This is a genomic window from Candidatus Litorirhabdus singularis, from assembly GCF_026262625.1.
GTDB lineage: Bacteria > Pseudomonadota > Gammaproteobacteria > Pseudomonadales > Halieaceae > Litorirhabdus > Litorirhabdus singularis.
The window spans coordinates 600202-618122 of sequence record NZ_SHNN01000001.1 but is presented as its reverse complement, the minus strand read 5'-3'; the positions used below and the strand labels follow the sequence as shown (position 1 = coordinate 618122).

Genomic DNA, 17921 nt, shown 5'->3' with positions numbered 1-17921 from the left:
GTTCTGGGCGTATGCTCCAGACGGTCAGCGGGAGATTGCTGACCTTGGCGTTGTTACTGGTGGCGAGCGCTGCTCAGGCGGCCGATGTTGCGGTTACCGATATTAGCTTCAGCTCAAAGCCTGGTAGCATTTTTGAGATTCGTCTGGACTTTGACGGCACCCCGCCCGACGCGAAAGCTTATACCATTGAAAAGCCAGCGCGTATCTCCATGGACTTTGAAGGCGTATCCAGCGCGCTCGAACGCAAGAAATACTCGCTGCCTTACGGTAACGCTACTGGCGTGATGGTGCTGGAATCTGGCGACCGGACTCGCATGATCGTTAATATGGTGAAGCTGGTACCTTACAAGACGCGCATAGAGGGAAACTCCCTGATAGTTCAAGTGGGTAATGAGGGCGCCAACGATTATCTTAAGCAGGTTCAAGACCCGAATAAGCTGGCGGCGCCTGTATTACCCCGTGAGCAAGCGGTATCAGCGATAGAAGCCCTTGAGTTTCAGCGCAGCGAAGGCGGAGAGGGACGTCTTCTGTTGACCCTTAGCGATCCCAATATCGATGTTAATGTTTTTAGCGAAGGCGGTTTGGTCAAGATTGAATTTCTGGATACCACTGCAGCGGATGATATTTTGCGACGCTATGACGTGACTGATTTTGCGACTCCAGTTTCCAGCATGGACGTGGCGCCGTCTGAACGCGGCATCACGATTTCCATGAAAGCCACAGGGGAATACGACTACCTGGCTTACCAGGCAGATAGCCAGTACGTCGTCAGCGTCAAGCCATTGACGCCGGACGAGGTAGAAGCGCGTAAAAACGAATTCACTTATGTAGGCGACAAGCTCTCGCTGAACTTCCAGGATATTGAAGTGCGCGCGGTATTGCAGCTGATCGCAGATTTTACCGAGCTTAACCTGGTGGCCAGTGACACTGTCGGTGGGCGCATTACCTTGCGCTTGCAAAATGTACCTTGGGACCAGGCGCTGGAGTTGGTGCTGAAAACGAAGGGTCTGGATAAGCGTCAGGTCGGTAATGTGTTGATGGTGGGTCCGGCGGCTGAAATAGCCGAGCGCGAGCGACAGGAAATTGAAGCGAACAAGCAAATTGCAGAATTGGCGCCTCTACAGACGGAGTTTTTGCGCATTCGCTATGCCAATGCTGCCGATATCGTTCAGCTGTTTGACGCCGGTAGCGCTGATGGAGGCACATTAATATCTTCACGTGGCTCGGTGATTGTCGATGCCCGCACCAACTCGTTGATTATGACCGATACAGCCGCCAAATTGGCTGAGATTCGTACCTTGATCGATATGGTCGACATTCCGATTCGTCAGGTGATGATTGAGGCGAGAATTGTTATTGCGCAATCCGATGTTTCCCGCGAGCTTGGTATTCGCTGGGGCGGCGGCGCCGTTAACGTTGGGGGCGACAATATTACCTCTGTATCAGGTGACCTTGCTAATGTCGTCGATATTAACAGTGCCATCTCTGACGGCGTGGACCCGACGCTGAGCTTCCCCGGGGCGCTTTTGGTGGACCTTGGCGTCACTGGCGCTACCAGCGGCTTTGCCGTCGGCTACACTAGCAGTGACCTGTTTCTGACCGCTGAATTGTCAGCTTTGGAAGCGGCAGGTAGTGGTGAAGTTGTATCGCAGCCGAAGGTGATTACCGGCGACAAGCAGCAGGCGACCATTAAGTCAGGTACTGAAGTTCCCTATCAGGAGTCTTCTTCCAGCGGTGAGACCACGACCTCCTTTAAAGAGGCCGTGCTGGCGCTGGATGTGATTCCAAATATCACGCCGGATGACCGCATCCTGCTCGATCTTAAAATCAATCAGGATTCTGTGGGTGATCTGGTGCCCAGTGGCCAGGGTGGAACCATTCCCACCATTGATACCACGCAGCTGACTACCCAAGTGTTAGTGGGTAATGGAGAAACCGTGGTGTTGGGTGGAGTGTTCCGTACGGAAGACATCGAATCGACTGCCAAGGTCCCCTTCCTGGGTGACATTCCCTACCTGGGCGCATTGTTCAAGAATACCAACCTGCAGCAGACCAAGACTGAAACCTTGATCTTTATTACGCCGCGGATTCTTGCTGACACACTGCTCGACTGATAGATGCCGAAGTTACACCGGGTCTTTCTGGTCGGCCCCATGGGGGCAGGGAAGACTACGGTCGGTAAACTTCTTGCGCGCCAGTTACAGCTGGCGTTTATCGATAGCGACAATGAAATAGAAGAGCGCACCGGTGCCGATATCCCCTGGATATTTGATGTTGAAGGAGAGTCCGGCTTTCGCGACCGCGAGCAGGCTGTTATCGAAGAACTGACCCAACTTGAAGGCGTACTGGTGTCCACCGGCGGAGGTGCTGTTTTACGGCCAGAGAATCGTCAGGCCTTGGCGGCACGCGGGTTTGTGATATACCTGCATGCTACAGTGGCGCAACAGGCAGCGCGCACCAATCAGGACCGTAATCGGCCGCTGCTGCAAGGTGGTGACCCAGAGACTATACTTCGCGAACTGATGGCCACTCGTGACCCCTTGTATCGTGAAATCGCAGATTTGGTTATCGACACTGGTGCTGGTAGCGCTCGTACGTTGACGCAGCGCATTGTTCGCGAGCTGGAAGACTAGCCCCCACCCACGACAGGAAATAGCGATGAGTGTTGTTATGCATACCCTCCACGTAGAGCTGGGGGAACGCAGTTATCCGATCTACATTGGCCGCGATCTGCTGGCGGATGGTGCACTGCTGGCCCCACATATTAGTGGGCGTCAGGTGGCCCTGATCAGTAACGAGACGGTGGCGCCGCTTTACTCAGAGGCGGTCCGTGCCGCCTTGCCCCCGCTGGACCTGATTACTGAAATCGTGCTGCCTGATGGGGAGCAATTCAAGACCCTGCAGACCTTGGAGCTCATCTTTGATCGTCTTCTGGAGGAGGGACACAACCGCAGTACGACCCTGATAGCATTGGGGGGCGGCGTGGTGGGGGATATGGTCGGCTTTGCTGCAGCGACCTATCAGCGTGGTGTCAATTTTCTGCAGATTCCTACTACGTTGCTGTCCCAGGTCGATTCCTCCGTGGGTGGCAAGACCGGGGTCAACCATACTCTGGGCAAAAACATGATAGGAGCTTTCTATCAGCCTCAGGCAGTGCTGATCGATACCGACACTTTGCATACCTTACCCGAACGAGAACTGGCGGCCGGCTTAGCGGAAGTCATTAAGTACGGGCTTATAAGCGATGAGCCTTTCTACCGGTGGCTTCACGAGCATATGCCGGCCCTGCTGGCGCGCGAGGAAGCCTCTCTGGCCGAGGCGATTGAGCGTAGTTGCGTGAACAAGGCCGAGGTTGTTGCTGCCGATGAGCGCGAAGGCGGGGTGCGCGCAATTCTGAATTTTGGACATACCTTTGGCCACGCTATAGAAACTGACCAGGGTTATGGCAACTGGTTGCACGGTGAGGCGGTGGCAGCGGGTCTGAGTATTGCCACCCGGCTATCTTCACAACTGGGTCGCGTACCGGAGAGCGAAGTTTTGGCGCTGGAAGCACTGCTGTTGCGCTGCGGCCTTCCCGTTAGAGCGCCAGAGTCAATGTCTGTTGAGCAGTTCATGGAACTGATGGGTCGCGACAAAAAAGTGATCGATGGAGCATTACGGCTAGTGTTGCTGGATGCCATAGGTCAGGCAGTGGTGCGTGCAGACACGCCGCTGGCAGACATCGCGAAAGTGTTAGCGCATAGTCAGCGCTAACACGACAAAACCTGTGCACGGCGGTTTGTGCCCGCCGTGAGTCAGTCTCGCAGGTACTTGCTAACCTCGGCAGCCGCACGTCGGCCTTCGTCGATGCCCCAAACCACCAGAGATTGCCCGCGCCGGCAATCGCCGGCAGCGAATACGCCGTCGACACTGGTGCGGAAATCGCCATAAGCAGCCTTATAGTTAGAGCGCTCGTCGACATCGATGCCTGCAGCTTCGGCGGCATATTGCTCAGGTCCCAGGAAGCCCATGGACAGCATGATCAGATCAGCCTCCCAGACTTTCTCTGAGCCTTCGACTTCTTCCATCTGGAAGCGGCCATCAACATTGGTCCAGTCCACTTCTACCGTTTTGATGCCGGTCAGGTTGCCGTCGTCATCGCCGATAAAGCCCTTGCTGAGCAAGCAGTACTCGCGAGGATCTTTGCCATATTTGTGTGACGACTCTTCATGACCATAGTCGACACGGATGATTTTTGGCCACTGCGGCCAAGGATTGCCATCGGCGCGACCTTCTGGAGGCTCCGGCAGCAGCTCGAAATTGACGACGTTGCTGGCACCGTGGCGAATAGAAGTACCGATACAGTCTGTGCCAGTATCTCCACCACCGATGACGATGACTTTTTTACCTTTCGCGGAGATGTAATTGTCATCCTCCAAATTGGAGTCCAGCAGGCTGCGAGTATTGGCGCGCAGAAACTCCATGGCGGGGTAAATACCCTTAAGCTGGCGGTTTTCGATGGGTAGGTCACGGGCATTGGTGGCGCCGGTGCACAGCAGCAATGCATCGTTATCTTCGCGCAGTTGCGCCAAGGGGATGGCGTTGTCGCCAGTGCCACCGACATCGGCGTTGGTGACAAAAGTAATGCCCTCTTCACGCAGAATGTTGACGCGGCGATCGACCACGTCTTTACCCAGTTTCATGTTGGGAATTCCGTACATCAGCAGACCACCGACACGATCGGCACGCTCATAGACAGTCACTGTGTGGCCGGACTTGTTGAGCTCAGCGGCAGCGGCCAGACCAGAGGGACCGGAACCAACTACCGCGACTTTTTTGCCGGTGCGAGTCTGCGGTGGGTTAGGCACGACCCAGCCTTCAGCAAAGCCCCGATCCGCAATAGCGTACTCGATGTTCTTGATGGTGACGGGAGTCTCTACCGAGCCCAATACACAAGACCCCTCACAGGGGGCGGGGCATACCCGGCCAGTAAACTCAGGAAAGTTGTTAGTGTGGTGCAAGCGATCGAGGGCTTCTTCCCAGCGGTCGTTATAAACCAGATCGTTCCACTCCGGAATGAGATTGGATACCGGGCAACCGTCATTGGACTGGCAGAAAGGAATGCCGCAGTCCATGCAGCGCGCCGCCTGACTGTTCAGCTTCTCTTCATCAACGTCGGTATAGAGCTCGGCATAGTCCAGCAGACGTACTTCGACATTACGGTACTTGGCCGCATCCCTGGCAATTTCTTTAAATGCTGTTGGGTTACCCATATCTAAACAATCTCTCTATAAAACATTAAGCGCGCCCTGCAACAGCGAGGACGCTCTATTGCCCGCGATTCAGGCGACCTGCTTATCCAGCTTTTCTGCCCGTTCCCGCAACACCCGCTTGTAGTCAGTCGGCATAACTTTCACAAACTGACTCAGGCTATTGTCCCAGTCGTCCAGCAGCTGCCTGGCAACGTCGGAGCCCGTGTAATTCAGGTGATTCTCTATCAGCGTCTTTAGTTCAGCAATATCAGCGTCCTCGCTGACACTTTCCAGCTCAACCATGCCCATGTTGCAGCGGCCACGGAAATCACCGTCCCGGTCGAGGATATAGGCAATACCACCGCTCATGCCGGCAGCGAAATTTCGACCAGTCGAGCCCAGTACCACCACGCGACCGCCGGTCATGTATTCACAGCCGTGATCACCAATACCCTCTACCACGGCCCGCGCTCCGCTATTACGCACGCAGAAACGCTCGGCGGCAATACCGCGCAGATAAGCATCTCCGCTGGTAGCGCCATATAGGCACACATTACCGACGAGGATATTTTCCTCAGCTTTGAAGCTGCTCTCGTGCGGCGGGTAGGCAACAATACGTCCCCCACTCAGACCTTTGCCGACATAGTCGTTGCAGTCGCCTTCAACTTCGATAGTGATTCCGCGTGACATAAACGCGCCCAGGCTCTGTCCAGCGGAGCCGTTGAGCTTGACGTGGATGGTGTCATCGGGGAGTCCTTCAGCGCCCCACTTATCGGCAACTTTGTGCGATAGCATGGTGCCTACGACTCGGTTGATATTGATCACAGGCAGCTCGATACTCACTTTCTCGCCGCTGTCTATCGCTGGCTGAGCCTGACGAATGATCTCATTGTCCAGTGCGAGCTCCAGTGCGTGGTCTTGCTCCATGCTCTGGTAGGTGCCAACTTGATCGTGCGGCTTCTCTGCAACACGCAGAATCGAGCTCAAGTCGAGGCCACTGGACTTCCAGTGCTCTGCTGCCGCTGCGGTCTCAAGTACATCGCTGCGACCGACCATTTCATTAATGGTGCGGAACCCCAGGCGTGCCATGTGCTCGCGAATTTCTTCGGCTAGCAGGAAGAAGTAATTCACCACATTTTCTGGCGCACCGTTGAACTTCTTGCGCAGGTCTGGATCTTGCGTAGCAATACCTACGGGGCAGGTGTTGAGGTGACACTTGCGCATCATAATGCAGCCTAAAGTGATCAGCGGCAGGGTGGCAAAGCCAAACTCTTCCGCGCCCAGCAAGGCAGCAACAACGACGTCTTTGCCGGTTTTGAGCTGGCCATCTGTTTGTAGTACGACCCGCGAACGCAGGTCGTTCATAACCAGAGTCTGGTGAGTCTCAGAAATACCAAGCTCCCAGGGTAGCCCCGCGTGCTTGATTGAAGTCAGCGGCGAAGCTCCGGTGCCACCGTCATGGCCAGCTATCACAATATGATCAGCCTTGGCCTTGGTCACGCCAGAGGCAATAGTGCCGACTCCCATCTCTGATACCAACTTCACGCTGATACGGGCGTTGCGATTGGCGTTCTTGAGGTCGTGAATCAGCTGAGCCATATCCTCGATAGAATAGATATCGTGATGTGGTGGTGGGCTGATCAGGCCAACGCCAGGCGTTGAATGGCGCAGCTTGGCAATGTAGTCGTCGACTTTGCCGCCGGGTAATTCGCCGCCCTCGCCAGGCTTGGCGCCCTGCGAAATCTTGATCTGGATTTCATCGGCATTGGCCAGATAATGCGCTGTCACGCCAAAACGACCAGAGGCCACCTGCTTGATAGCGCTGCGTTTAGAATCGCCGTTCGCCAGTGGTATGAAGCGCGCGGCATCTTCGCCGCCTTCGCCGGTGTTGGATTTGCCGCCTATGCGGTTCATTGCTACCGCCAGAGTTTCGTGGGCTTCGGGCGAAATGGACCCAAAGCTCATGGCGCCGGTACAGAAACGTTTAACGATTTCGGAGGCAGGCTCTACTTCGGTGATGGCGATTGGACCGCCGTTAGCACCTTCCCTAAAGCCCATCAAACCACGCAGCGTGGCACCGCGAGTGGCGTCGTCGTCTGAAGCCTGAACAAAGCGATCATAGGCTTCGCGGCTGTTGTTACGTGAAGCTTCCTGAACCGCAGAAATAGTCTGAGGGTTCCACATGTGCTTTTCACCGCGAGCGCGCCAGTGCACGTCGCCGGGGTTCTCCAGTACCGGAATACGTTGGGCAGGCACAGACGGATAGGCGACTTCATGCCGCCGCAATGCTTCTTCTCCCAACACCTCAAAGCTGACACCCTCCACGCGACTAGGTGTGCCTTTAAAGCAGCGCTCAATAACATCGCTGGCGATTCCGACCGCTTCAAATATCTGGGCGCCCTTGTAGGACTGCAAAGTGGAGATACCCATTTTTGCCATGACCTTGAGCATGCCTTTGGCGACACCTTTGCGATAAGCGGCGACAATTTTCTCGTCACAATCGTATTTTTCGCCAGGCAGCAGACCGTCTCGCTGGGACTGCCACAAAGACTCAAATGCCAAATAAGGGTTGATCGCGTCCACGCCGAAGCCAATTAGCATGCAGTGATGATGAACCTCGCGAGCTTCGCCAGTTTCAACCACAATACCTATCTTGGTGCGTTCTGAGCCGGCAACCAAGTGCTGGTGCACGGCGCCACCGGCCAGCAGTGTGCTGATCGGCACCCGCTGTGCGCTGATTTCACGGTCGGACAATACGATCAGGCTGTAACCGTCGGCAATGGCCTGGGAGGCTTCTTCACAGATGCGCAGCAGTGAGGCTTCCAGGCCGGCATTGCCTTCACGTCTGGGGTAGGTGATATCAATCACCCGCGAGCGCCAGCCGCGGTGGTCGAGGTGGCGAATAGCTGCCATTTCCTCATTGGTCAGAATCGGGTGTGGGATGCGCATGCGGTGCGCATGCTCTGCAGTGGCTTCCAGCAGGTTGCCCTCGGGTCCTATGTAACACTCCAGCGACATAACAACTTCTTCGCGGATGGAGTCGATTGCCGGGTTGGTAACCTGAGCAAACAGCTGTTTGAAGTAATCGTAGATCATGCGCGACTTGTCTGACAGACAGGCCAGCGCAGAGTCATTACCCATAGAGCTGACTGGATCGCGCAGCTCCTGCACCAGCGGCAGCAGCATGAATTGCATGGTCTCGGTAGTGAAACCAAAAGTCATCATGCGTTCCAGCAGCGTCTCAGGTTCAAAACCGTGGGGCTCTGCTTCAGTGTGCAGTTGGCTGAGGTCTATACGTTGGTCGTTCAGCCACTCGCCGAAGGGTTGCGAGCTGGAGTACCCACCTTTGAGTTCTTCATCGGTAATCAGTCGGCCTTCGTCGAAGTCGAGCAGGAACATTTTGCCCGGCTGCAATCGCCCCTTGAACTTGACGTTGGAGGGTTCGATTTCAACCACGCCTACCTCAGATGCCATAATGACTTTGTCATCGTGGGTAATGTAGTAGCGGCTGGGGCGCAGGCCGTTGCGGTCCAGCACGGCGCCGATATAGTGACCGTCGGTAAAGGCAATGGAGGCGGGGCCATCCCAGGGCTCCATCATAGTCGAGTTGAACTCGTAGAAGTTGCGCTTCTCCTCGGACATCTCTTCATCGTTCTGCCAGGCTTCAGGCACCATTAACATGATGGCTTCCTGGAGGGTGCGGCCATTCATGAGCATGAATTCGAGGACGTTGTCGAAACTACCCGAGTCCGAACAGTCTGGTTCAACGACCGGAAACAGTTTGTTGATTTCGGTGCCAAACAGTTCACTTTTCACCACGCCTTGACGTGAGCGCATGGCATTAATGTTGCCCTGACGGGTATTGATCTCGCCGTTGTGACTCATAAAGCGATTCGGTTGTGCCCGGTCCCAGGAGGGAAAAGTATTGGTGCTGAAACGGCTGTGCACCATGGCCAGGTGGGCTTCATAGTCTTCGTCAGCGAGATCGGGGTAAAACGGCACCAGTTGGTCCGGGGTCAGCATGCCTTTGTAAACAATGACCTTGGAAGACAGTGTGCATATATAGAAGGCCTGCGCTTCATTCAGCTCGTGCTCGGTGCGCAAGGTGCGGGTGCTGATTTTGCGAATAATGTAAAGCTGGCGCTCGAAGTCATCGCCAGATGTTCCTTCGGCGGCGCCAACGTAGAGCTGCTCAATGACGGGCATTGACGCGAGCGCGGTGGGGCCAACATCTGCCAGCTTTGGCTGTACGTCCATACTGCGCCAGCCGATTAAAGTCTGCCCCTGCATGCTAATAAACTGCTCTACCGTAGCTTTACAGTGAGCGCGCTCAGTGGCGTCCTGAGGAAGGAAAATATTACCAACCGCATAGAGCCCTTTTTCAGGGAGATCGACGTTAAAGGCCGCCTTTGCTGACTTTTGCAGGAATTTATGTGGAATAGCGGTCAGTATGCCGCAGCCATCACCGGTATTCGCCTCGCAACCACAGCCACCGCGGTGGTTCATCCGGCGGAGGGCGTGATCAGCCTCCATCACAATCTGGTGACTGGGACGGCCTTTCATATCTGCTACAAAGCCGACGCCGCAGCTGTCTTTTTCATTAGCTGGGTCGTAGAGGCCTACCGCACCAGGGCGGGACAGGGCGGGCTTGTTTTCTTTCACATTCATCTATGGCTGCTCCATGCAAGCGGCTTCTATCAGTGCTTTACGTTGTTGGTTCTGAGCGCGCGAGAAGCGCGAACGCGGTGTTGGAGATTTACTGGCTAATCACTGTATTCAAAGCACTCTGTTTACACGTCGGAAAAAAGGTTGGCAATTCTATACAAATCAAGGGCAATTTGCCACAAATCCTCACACTGGAAAAACCGCTGTTGGCTGGGATGTCAAGAACCACGTACAATCCTCGCCGAACCGCAGCTACCATCTTCGACTTGTCTGGCCCAATACTATGAGTGAATTGAAAAATGACCGCTTTCTGCGCGCTTTAATGCGGCAGCCGGTAGATCGAACCCCAGTCTGGATGATGCGCCAGGCAGGACGTTATTTGCCTGAATACCGTGCCGCTCGGGCACAGGCGGGTTCATTTATGGACCTGTGTACTAATCCTGAATTGGCCTGTGAGGTAACTCTGCAGCCGTTGCGGCGTTACCCGATGGATGCTGCCATATTATTTTCCGATATCCTGACTATTCCCGACGCTATGGGTCAGGGGCTTTACTTCGAAGAGGGTGAAGGCCCGAAATTCCGCAAGGTGGTTAGCAATGAAGCTGATGTGCGGGCGCTGTCGGTGGTTAATTCGGCGGCGGATCTGGGGTATGTAATGGATGCTGTGAGCACAATTCGTCGAGAATTGAACGGATCTGTACCCTTGATCGGTTTCTCTGGCAGCCCCTGGACCCTGGCCACTTATATGGTTGAAGGCGGTTCCAGCAAGGATTTTCGCAAGGTTAAGACCATGGCTTATGACCAGCCAGAGGTGATGCACCAGTTGCTGGATGTGTTGGCGGACTCAGTTGCTGACTACCTGAGTTGTCAGATTGCAGCGGGAGCTCAGGCCGTGCAGATATTTGATACCTGGGGCGGCGCTCTTAGCCACCAGGGCTATGAGGAGTTTTCGCTGTCCTACATGCGCAAGATAGTAGAGCAGCTGCCACGAGAGGCGGAGGGGCGGCAGGTGCCAGTGATCCTGTTTACTAAAAATGGTGGCCAGTGGCTGGAGCCTATGGCTGCAACCGGTGCGGATGCGTTGGGGTTGGATTGGACGACGGATATTGGCGCGGCGCGTGCGCGGGTGGGTGACCAGGTTGCGCTGCAGGGCAATATGGACCCCACTATGCTGTACGCCTCACCGGCGGCGATTCGACAGGAGGTTGGTAATATCCTGCAGTCCTATGGTGGTGGACCTGGTCATATCTTCAACCTTGGCCATGGTGTGACACCTGAGGTTAATCCCGACCATGTTGCAGCCTTTGTTGATGCTGTGCAGGAGCTCTCGCCTCAGTATCACGGCTAGTCGCAGCTGAAGGCGTGATCCATTTCCAGTGCCGGCTGGTCGCTGGCGGGTGTACCCACCACTTTAGCCGGCACGCCAGCCACGGTGGTGTGGGGCGGAACATCTTCGAGGACTACACTGCCTGCACCCACTTTGGCACCATCGCCGATGCGGATGTTGCCCAGAATTTTGGCGCCAGCACTGATCAATACGCCATTGCCGACTTTCGGATGGCGGTCGCCTTCTTCTTTACCGGTGCCGCCTAGCGTCACCGACTGCAGGATGGAAACGTTGTTCCCAACCACGGCAGTGGCTCCGATCACCAGGCCGGTGGCGTGATCGAGCATAATGCCGCTACCGAGTTGGGCGGCCGGATGAATATCCACCGCAAACTCCTCCGACATTTTATTTTGGAAAAACAGTGCCAGCGCTTCGCGACCAGAACCCCACAGGCAGTGAGCTACCCTGTGGATCTGTAGCGCATGAAAGCCTTTGTAATACAAGAAAGGCGTGTCCAGGCGGTTGCAGGCTGAGTCGCGCTCTTCGATGGCGAGCAGATCGTCGCGAATAGACTTGCCAATATTGGTGCAGGAGGCAAACGCCTGAGTGATAATTTCACGCAGTAACATAGACGACACGGTAGGGCTGTCGAGTTTATTGGCCAGATGAAAGCTCAGGGCCGACTCGAGGTCGTTGTGATTGAGTATGGTCGCGTGCAAGAACGAAGCTAGCAGCGGCTCCTGCTGCGCAACCTGTTGGGTTTCGCGATGTATGCGCTGCCAGACCGGGTCGATGGGCGTTGTGGCCATGTTATTGCTCTCCTGTAATCTGGCCATTGTGACTCAAGCTGCACTGACAACGCCAGAGCTGGTGACCGCTGTCACGGTATTTGCGTTCGAACAGCGTTAACGGTTCGGCCTGCGGTGGTTGGTCGATCCAGGGCACTTGGCCTGCCATCATTAGCGCCATACCGAACTCTTCTACGTAAATTTGCCAATTGCTGCGCAGCTCCACACGACCTCCCAGCGCCAGCAGGGTGGAAAATTCAGGGCGCCCATGCAGCCGGCGTTTGAGTTGTGATTTTTTTGGCCATGGGTTGGGGTAGAGCAGGAAATGCTGACCAATATTCCATTGCGCGGCTAGTGCCATACGCCAGAAGTCACCGCAATCAGCGCGTACCAGCAGGCAGTTGGGCGGAAGCTCGCCGTCGTTGCGCCTGAGTCTGTGCTCGGACTGGTCAATGCCGATGATCAAATGCTTACTGTTTTGTTGCGCCAGCAATACGCTGCTCATACCTGTGCCGCAGTAAGAATCGAGAATAATCGGCCCGGCGTGTGCCTTAACCTGTTCAGCGATAGCGTCGAAGGCAGCGCGGGTATGGGCCGCCAGCGGACGTTGACTGCTGTTACCGAGATGCCGCGCCACGGTTCGCGCCAAATCCGGGTGGCAGAAAGTCTGATTGCTATGGACGGCGCTGGAGTTGGCGTACATGGTTTCGGGTTTGAAGTTGCTGGGTCAGGCTGCCATCATAGTCGCTGCGCGCACGAATACCACCTTGGTGTCGGTGCGGCACACTAATACTTGGCGGGAAGACTATGCGGCAGGACCAGCGACCTTATTGGGTCAAAAAAGCCTATCTGAAATTTCGATACTGGTATGCCGAGCACTTTTTACGCCCGGCTTGCGATGAGTTGGGGCCGCATCACACCATTATGAAACCCTGGCATGTCAGTATCGACGGCCCCAATATCCGTATCGGCAAATGCGTGACCCTGATTGGAGAGCCCAATACGCCGGTAAAGCTGGGAGTATGGGGGCGCGAGCCCGGGCAGGGCAGTATTACTGTGGGCGATTATGTGCTGATGAGCCCGGGTACGCGGATCAGTGCCTCGGACGAAATCACCATTGGCGACAGCGTGATGATGGCCAACAGCGTATACATCACCGATTGTGACTGGCACGGAATTTATGACCGCACCGAGCGCAGCGAACGGGTAATGCCTGTGCATGTGGGCAACAACGTTTGGCTGGGCGATCACTGCGTGGTGCTAAAGGGTGTCACCATTGGAGAGAACAGCGTGGTTGCGGCCAATGCTATCGTAACCAAAGACGTTCCGGCCAATGTGGTGGTCGCGGGCAACCCCGCGCGGGTCGTCAAAGAGCTGGACCCAGAACGCGGCTTTACCACCCGCGCTGACTTTTTTGCGGAGCCGGTTAAACAGGCTGAGTTTTACGATGCGGTGGATCGCATGGTGTTATCAAAAAATGGGTTTTTCAATTGGCTGCGAGCCATGCTTTTCCCCAATCAGCGCGATTGAGCCATTGTCATTGAGGTAGTCGCTGCCATTGCTCAGTAAAGTGTTAGCGGTGGCTCGTCAAAGGCAGACATCTGTTCGCGCAGTTCCAGAATATGATCTGACCAGTAGCGAGCATCGTTGAACCAGGTGAAACTGTGCGGAAACGCCGGGTCATCCCAGCGTCGTCCCAGCCAGGCGGCATAGTGCATGATGCGCATAGTACGTAGGGATTCTATAAGTCCCAACTGGCGCGGTTCAAAGTCGCAAAACTCCTGATAACCGTCGAGCAGCTCTGACAGCAGCAGCGTTTGCTGCTGGCGATCGCCGCTGATAAACATCCACAGGTCTTGTACCGCCGGGGCTGTGACGCAGTCATCCAGGTCAACAAAATGGGCGGTATCGTCGCGCCAGAGTACGTTGCCGACGTGGCAGTCGCCGTGCACCCGGATCAGGGTCTGTGGCTGGTAAGTCTCCTTGATGCGGGTGATCAGATCCTCACACAGACTGGTGTAAGCGGGTATTAGTTCGCGCGGGACAAAGTGCTCGCTGAGGTATTCATAACTGTCCACCGCCATGCGTTGCACGCTGATATCGATGCGGTGTTGAAATTCACTGGCTCTGCCGACCGCATGAATACGTCCCAGCGTGCGCCCCAGCACTAGCAGGCTATCCGGGTTATCCAGTTCTGGCGGGTGACCGCCTTGACGCCGGAATAGCGCGAAACTGAAGCCCTGGTAGTGGTGGAGAGTGCGACCATCTGCCTCTGCCAAGGGTGCTACCAGCGATATATCGGCATCGACCAGCTCCGCAGCAAAACTATGCTCCTCCAGAATCTGTTCCTGACTCCAGCGGTTGGGCCGGTAGAATTTCGCGATAATGGGTACATCGTCTTCGATACCCACCTGATAGACGCGATTTTCATAGCTGTTCAAGGCCAGCAGTCGGGCGTCGCATAAATAGCCTGCGCTCTCTACAGCATCTATAACCAGGTCAGGAGTGAGTCGTTCATAAGGGTGGCTGGCATTGGGTGCCGGCGGATCAGTGGGGTTCATCCGACAACAATGCCACACTCTTGATCTGCGCGTATACCAATTGTCCGGTTTGCAGGTTCAGGTTGACCACTGATTTGCGCGTCAGACGCGCCAGCAGTAATTGCCCTGCGGCTTCTAGCTGCACCAACAGCCGGTCAGACTGCGAGTCTTCGATAGCGGTCACCCGGGCCTGCAGTACATTGAGAATACTGGTCTGTTGCGGAGGTTGCAGGCAGAGGCTAACGTCGCGGGCGGGGATGCGCAGCCGCATGCGTGCCCCGGTTGCAGCGGATACTCCAGTTACCCACAGTGACTGTCCGGCGAAGCTGAGTCGGGTCAGCCCAAACTCGGCATCGCGTTCGCCGACTTCTGCTTCCAATATGGCCGCTGCTTGTTCTTCATGGGCCAGCGCCAGGTCCAGCTGCGAGCATAGATCCAGAGTGGGCCCCTGAGCCCTGATGCGCCCACCTTCTAGCACCACTAGCCAGTCTGCAAGCCGCGTGACCTCTTCAATATCATGGCTGACGAACAGCATCGGCAGACCGGTCTCACGCTGGACGGTTTGCAGGTGCCCCAAAATCTGCCGGCGATTGACCTGATCGATATTGGCCAGTGGTTCATCCAGCAGCAGTATCTGTGGGGCGCTGAGCAGTGCGCGTGCAATCGCCACCCGCTGTTGCTGGCCGCGAGATAGCTGCGCCGGCTCCTGGGGCAACAGCTCCTGCAGTTGTAACCAGTCACATACCTGCTCGCGGCTGGGGCCGTCGCTACGATGACGGCGGCGCAGAGCATAGTCGAGATTGTCGCTGACGCTGAGCCAGGGGAACAGCCTCGCATCCTGAAAAACGTAGCCGACCTGGCGCTGGTGAGTGGCTACCTCAGTGTTGTGGTCTAACCAGGTGTTAGCGCCGAAACGAATGGTGCTGCCAGCGGCCGGATGCTGCAGCCCAGCGACGCAGTTCAACAGGGTAGTCTTGCCGCTGCCACTGGCCCCGTATACAGCGGTGCAGGTGCGTGGCGGAATCACCGTGTCCAGGTCCAGGTTGAAGCCATTGCTGCGCTGCAGCTGGAGCTTGAGATGCAATTCGCTCATGACTGCAGACGCCAGTTGCCATCACCGCGTCGATACAACAGATATAACATGACGAACGAGAAGGCCATGAGGCCAGCAGCCAGCGCGTGAGCCTGCGCAAACTGCAGTGACTCGACCCGGTCAAACAGGGCGATTGACAGGACCTGGGTTTCACCGGGAATATTGCCGCCGATCATCAGTACGACGCCGAATTCACCCACCGTATGGGCGAAGCCGAGGCTGGCCGCCGTGATAAAGCTGTGACGACAGCTGGGCAGGATAATAGTCAGCCAGCGATCGCGAGCAGGTGCGCCCAGCACCGCGGCGGCTTCCAGTAGCCCGCGGTCCAATTGTCGAAACGCGGCCTGCAGCGGTTGTACTACAAAGGGCATGGAATAGAGGACAGAGCCTATGACTAACGCGCTAAAACTAAACGCCAGCCGTGATCCAGTGAGTTGCTGCCACAGCTGGCCCAGCGACGAGTCGGGGGCAAAGGCGATTAGCAGATAAAAGCCCAGCACCGTGGGTGGCAGAATCAGCGGCAGTGCTACCACCGCCTCGACTGCAGTGCGCCAGCGACTGTGCCCGTTGGCTAGCCACCAGGCCAGCGGTGTGCCCAGCACTAACAGCCACGCCGTGGTCACCGTGGCCAGTTTTATCGTTAGCCAAATGACGCCGAGTTCATTCATCGCTAATACCGGGGTCCAGATAACCGTCAGCAAGAATAATCTCTTGTGCGCGGTCGCTGGCCAGATACGTCAGAAAACGAGCCGCTAGCGCGTTCTCGTTGCCGCCATTGAGCAAGATGACCTGCTGATCGATGGGCTCGTGCCATTGCGCGGGTATAGGTAGGTAGTTTTCGGGTGCCATAGAGCGTGCGATGAGCGCCGCATCGGCGCCACCGCTGTACCAGAGCTGATAGGCCTGCAGAATATTGGTGCCGGTAATTACCTGTGGGCGGGTAGCTGATGGCAGTTTTTCCAGCACACTGGCGGCGGCCCGGCCGTAGGGCGCCAGGTGTGGATTGGCCACCGCCAGAGTCAGTTGCGGCTGACGTAATATAGACAATGGCCCTTGCTTAGCCAGTGCCTCCAAATGTGGTTGATAAACCAGTGCCAGTTGGCCGCGCGCGTAGGTACGGCGGCTTGCCGCCTCGGCCAGGCCATCACTGGCCAGGCGTGCGGGGGTGGCTACATCTGCCGCCAGCAGGATATCGAACGGCGCGCCGTGACGAATCTGTGCGTACAGCGCCCCGGTAGAGGCATAGCTGACTGCAATCTCCTGGTTGGAGGCCGGAAAATCCTGCAGCAGTTGCTCCAGGGTCGACCGAAAATTGGCAGCACTGGCAATGTGCAGGTCGGCGGCCGCGCCGGGCTGGGCCCAGAGCATGGCCAGCAGCAACCAAAGTGTCACTTTCATGGTGTGCTCGGCGATGAATCAGGCGCCAAGTATGGGGCATCGCTGACCTCTTGCACAATGTCGGCGACAGGGCTTATTCATCTGTCACTGCACCGCGGTGCGTGCGCAGCACCAGACGTCCACGCGACGGGCACCCTGGGCCAGTAGCACCCGACTGAGTGCCGTCGCCGTGGCGCCTGACGTCATGACATCATCAACAATTACCACATACTCGCCGTCAATACGGGCCCGGGTAGTGAACGCCGCGCGCATGCAACGGGCCCGCTCAGCGCGGTCCAGTCCTTCCAGCGCGGGGGTGGGTTGGGGGCGGCGACACAGCTGTGCATCGATTCGGAGCTGCCAGGGCCTGAGCTCCGGGTCCTTGGTCAATTGCAGCGCCAGCAGTTCGGCCTGATTAAAGCCGCGTCGCCACAGGCGACGCCAGTGCAGAGGCACCGGGAGCAGCCTGTCGGGTCGGCCATGTTGCTCAAGGCTGGCTGTGATGTCTTTTTGCAGCAGCGCTGCCAGCGTCGGTAAGTGGTCTAACCGACGCTGATACTTCAATTGTTTGATGAGATCGTCCACCGGATAGCGATACAGCCAGGGTGCCAACGCCTGTTGGTAGGGGGGTGTGGACTGCTGACAGCGACCGCAGGGCTGCGCTTGCAGGCTGCTTTGTGGATGCGGGTTGTGCGCAGAGAGCGCCAGTGGCTCTGCGCATATCGGGCAGCCGCCGCGATTGGCAGGCAGGTCGCTTTGGCAGTTACTACACAGGGCAACATCACGCTGACTGGGTTGACCGCAAAATTGGCACTCGCAGGGGGCTATGTGACGCAGACAGGCACGCCATAACTTGTTAACCATACACATCCTTGTGGGTTGACAGCTATTAGGCTCACG

General features: G+C 56.4%; 14 protein-coding genes. 5 read left to right on the top strand and 9 right to left on the bottom strand.

The window, feature by feature from the left end; all coding sequences use genetic code 11:
- Positions 1-11: 11 nt before the first annotated feature.
- The 3 genes from EYC98_RS02720 to aroB are packed head-to-tail and all read left to right on the top strand — an operon-like array spanning position 12 to position 3753.
- A complete protein-coding gene (locus tag EYC98_RS02720) occupies positions 12-2114 on the top strand; it encodes a type IV pilus secretin PilQ (protein WP_420887164.1) in 2103 nt (700 codons plus the stop codon).
- 3 nt (positions 2115-2117) lie between these two features.
- The gene (gene aroK, locus EYC98_RS02715; RefSeq protein ID WP_279243769.1) at positions 2118-2633 is read left to right on the top strand and encodes a shikimate kinase AroK; all 516 of its coding nucleotides are present in this window, start codon (positions 2118-2120) and stop codon (positions 2631-2633) included.
- Positions 2634-2670: 37 nt separating this feature from the next.
- A complete protein-coding gene (aroB, locus tag EYC98_RS02710) occupies positions 2671-3753 on the top strand; it encodes a 3-dehydroquinate synthase (protein WP_279244873.1) in 1083 nt (360 codons plus the stop codon).
- A 41-nt stretch (positions 3754-3794) separates the two neighbouring features.
- Here the strand turns inward: aroB and EYC98_RS02705 are convergent, their stop codons facing one another.
- Entirely contained in the window at positions 3795-5252 is a 1458-nt protein-coding gene (locus EYC98_RS02705; RefSeq protein WP_279243768.1) for a glutamate synthase subunit beta, read from the bottom strand.
- A gap of 69 nt (positions 5253-5321) precedes the next feature.
- Positions 5322-9899 carry a glutamate synthase large subunit gene (gene gltB / locus EYC98_RS02700; protein WP_279243767.1) on the bottom strand — a complete coding sequence of 1526 codons (4578 nt, stop codon included), beginning with the start codon at positions 9897-9899 and terminating at the stop codon, positions 5322-5324.
- A gap of 280 nt (positions 9900-10179) precedes the next feature.
- Here gltB and hemE point away from each other — a divergent pair, with 280 nt between their 5' ends.
- Positions 10180-11244: a uroporphyrinogen decarboxylase gene (hemE, locus tag EYC98_RS02695; RefSeq protein ID WP_279243766.1), complete on the top strand. Its 1065-nt coding sequence runs from the start codon at positions 10180-10182 to the stop codon at positions 11242-11244.
- Here the strand turns inward: hemE and cysE are convergent.
- Entirely contained in the window at positions 11241-12032 is a 792-nt protein-coding gene (gene cysE / locus EYC98_RS02690) for a serine O-acetyltransferase (RefSeq protein WP_279243765.1), read from the bottom strand. The two genes, hemE and cysE, sit on opposite strands and share 4 nt — an antisense overlap.
- 1 nt (position 12033) lies before the next feature.
- Positions 12034-12714 (bottom strand): tRNA (guanine(46)-N(7))-methyltransferase TrmB, encoded by a 681-nt coding sequence (gene trmB / locus EYC98_RS02685; RefSeq protein WP_279243764.1) that lies wholly within the window; start codon positions 12712-12714, stop codon positions 12034-12036.
- A gap of 104 nt (positions 12715-12818) precedes the next feature.
- On the opposite strand from trmB, the gene EYC98_RS02680 reads away from it, so the two are divergent.
- Positions 12819-13541, top strand: coding sequence for an acyltransferase (locus tag EYC98_RS02680; RefSeq protein WP_279243763.1), 723 nt, complete (start codon positions 12819-12821; stop codon positions 13539-13541).
- Positions 13542-13573: 32 nt separating this feature from the next.
- On the opposite strand, the gene EYC98_RS02675 is transcribed toward EYC98_RS02680, so the two are convergent.
- The 5 genes from EYC98_RS02675 to EYC98_RS02655 all read right to left on the bottom strand — a co-directional run bounded on the left by EYC98_RS02675 (position 13574) and on the right by EYC98_RS02655 (position 17885).
- Positions 13574-14572 (bottom strand): serine/threonine protein kinase, encoded by a 999-nt coding sequence (locus EYC98_RS02675; protein ID WP_279243762.1) that lies wholly within the window; start codon positions 14570-14572, stop codon positions 13574-13576.
- Complete coding sequence (gene modC, locus EYC98_RS02670) at positions 14559-15644, bottom strand: molybdenum ABC transporter ATP-binding protein (RefSeq protein ID WP_279243761.1); 1086 nt, start codon at positions 15642-15644, stop codon at positions 14559-14561. Before modC ends, EYC98_RS02675 begins: the two co-directional genes overlap by 14 nt.
- Complete coding sequence (gene modB / locus EYC98_RS02665; protein WP_279243760.1) at positions 15641-16312, bottom strand: molybdate ABC transporter permease subunit; 672 nt, start codon at positions 16310-16312, stop codon at positions 15641-15643. The genes modC and modB overlap by 4 nt, the downstream gene beginning before the upstream one ends.
- Entirely contained in the window at positions 16305-17042 is a 738-nt protein-coding gene (gene modA, locus EYC98_RS02660) for a molybdate ABC transporter substrate-binding protein (protein WP_279243759.1), read from the bottom strand. Before modA ends, modB begins: the two co-directional genes overlap by 8 nt.
- 84 nt (positions 17043-17126) lie before the next feature.
- Positions 17127-17885 carry a ComF family protein gene (locus tag EYC98_RS02655; RefSeq protein WP_279243758.1) on the bottom strand — a complete coding sequence of 253 codons (759 nt, stop codon included), beginning with the start codon at positions 17883-17885 and terminating at the stop codon, positions 17127-17129.
- Positions 17886-17921: the final 36 nt, after the last annotated feature.

Bases quoted from the DNA above. Each gene is read 5' to 3' on its own strand.
- EYC98_RS02720 (WP_420887164.1), top strand. From the start codon at position 12: ATGCTCCAGACGGTCAGCGGGAGATTGCTGACCTTGGCGTTGTTACTG.
- aroK (WP_279243769.1), top strand. From the start codon at position 2,118: ATGCCGAAGTTACACCGGGTCTTTCTGGTCGGCCCCATGGGGGCAGGG.
- aroB (WP_279244873.1), top strand. From the start codon at position 2,671: ATGCATACCCTCCACGTAGAGCTGGGGGAACGCAGTTATCCGATCTAC.
- EYC98_RS02705 (WP_279243768.1), bottom strand. From the start codon at position 5,252: ATGGGTAACCCAACAGCATTTAAAGAAATTGCCAGGGATGCGGCCAAG.
- gltB (WP_279243767.1), bottom strand. From the start codon at position 9,899: ATGAATGTGAAAGAAAACAAGCCCGCCCTGTCCCGCCCTGGTGCGGTA.
- hemE (WP_279243766.1), top strand. From the start codon at position 10,180: ATGAGTGAATTGAAAAATGACCGCTTTCTGCGCGCTTTAATGCGGCAG.
- cysE (WP_279243765.1), bottom strand. From the start codon at position 12,032: ATGGCCACAACGCCCATCGACCCGGTCTGGCAGCGCATACATCGCGAA.
- trmB (WP_279243764.1), bottom strand. From the start codon at position 12,714: ATGTACGCCAACTCCAGCGCCGTCCATAGCAATCAGACTTTCTGCCAC.
- EYC98_RS02680 (WP_279243763.1), top strand. From the start codon at position 12,819: ATGCGGCAGGACCAGCGACCTTATTGGGTCAAAAAAGCCTATCTGAAA.
- EYC98_RS02675 (WP_279243762.1), bottom strand. From the start codon at position 14,572: ATGAACCCCACTGATCCGCCGGCACCCAATGCCAGCCACCCTTATGAA.
- modC (WP_279243761.1), bottom strand. From the start codon at position 15,644: ATGAGCGAATTGCATCTCAAGCTCCAGCTGCAGCGCAGCAATGGCTTC.
- modB (WP_279243760.1), bottom strand. From the start codon at position 16,312: ATGAATGAACTCGGCGTCATTTGGCTAACGATAAAACTGGCCACGGTG.
- modA (WP_279243759.1), bottom strand. From the start codon at position 17,042: ATGAAAGTGACACTTTGGTTGCTGCTGGCCATGCTCTGGGCCCAGCCC.
- EYC98_RS02655 (WP_279243758.1), bottom strand. From the start codon at position 17,885: ATGGTTAACAAGTTATGGCGTGCCTGTCTGCGTCACATAGCCCCCTGC.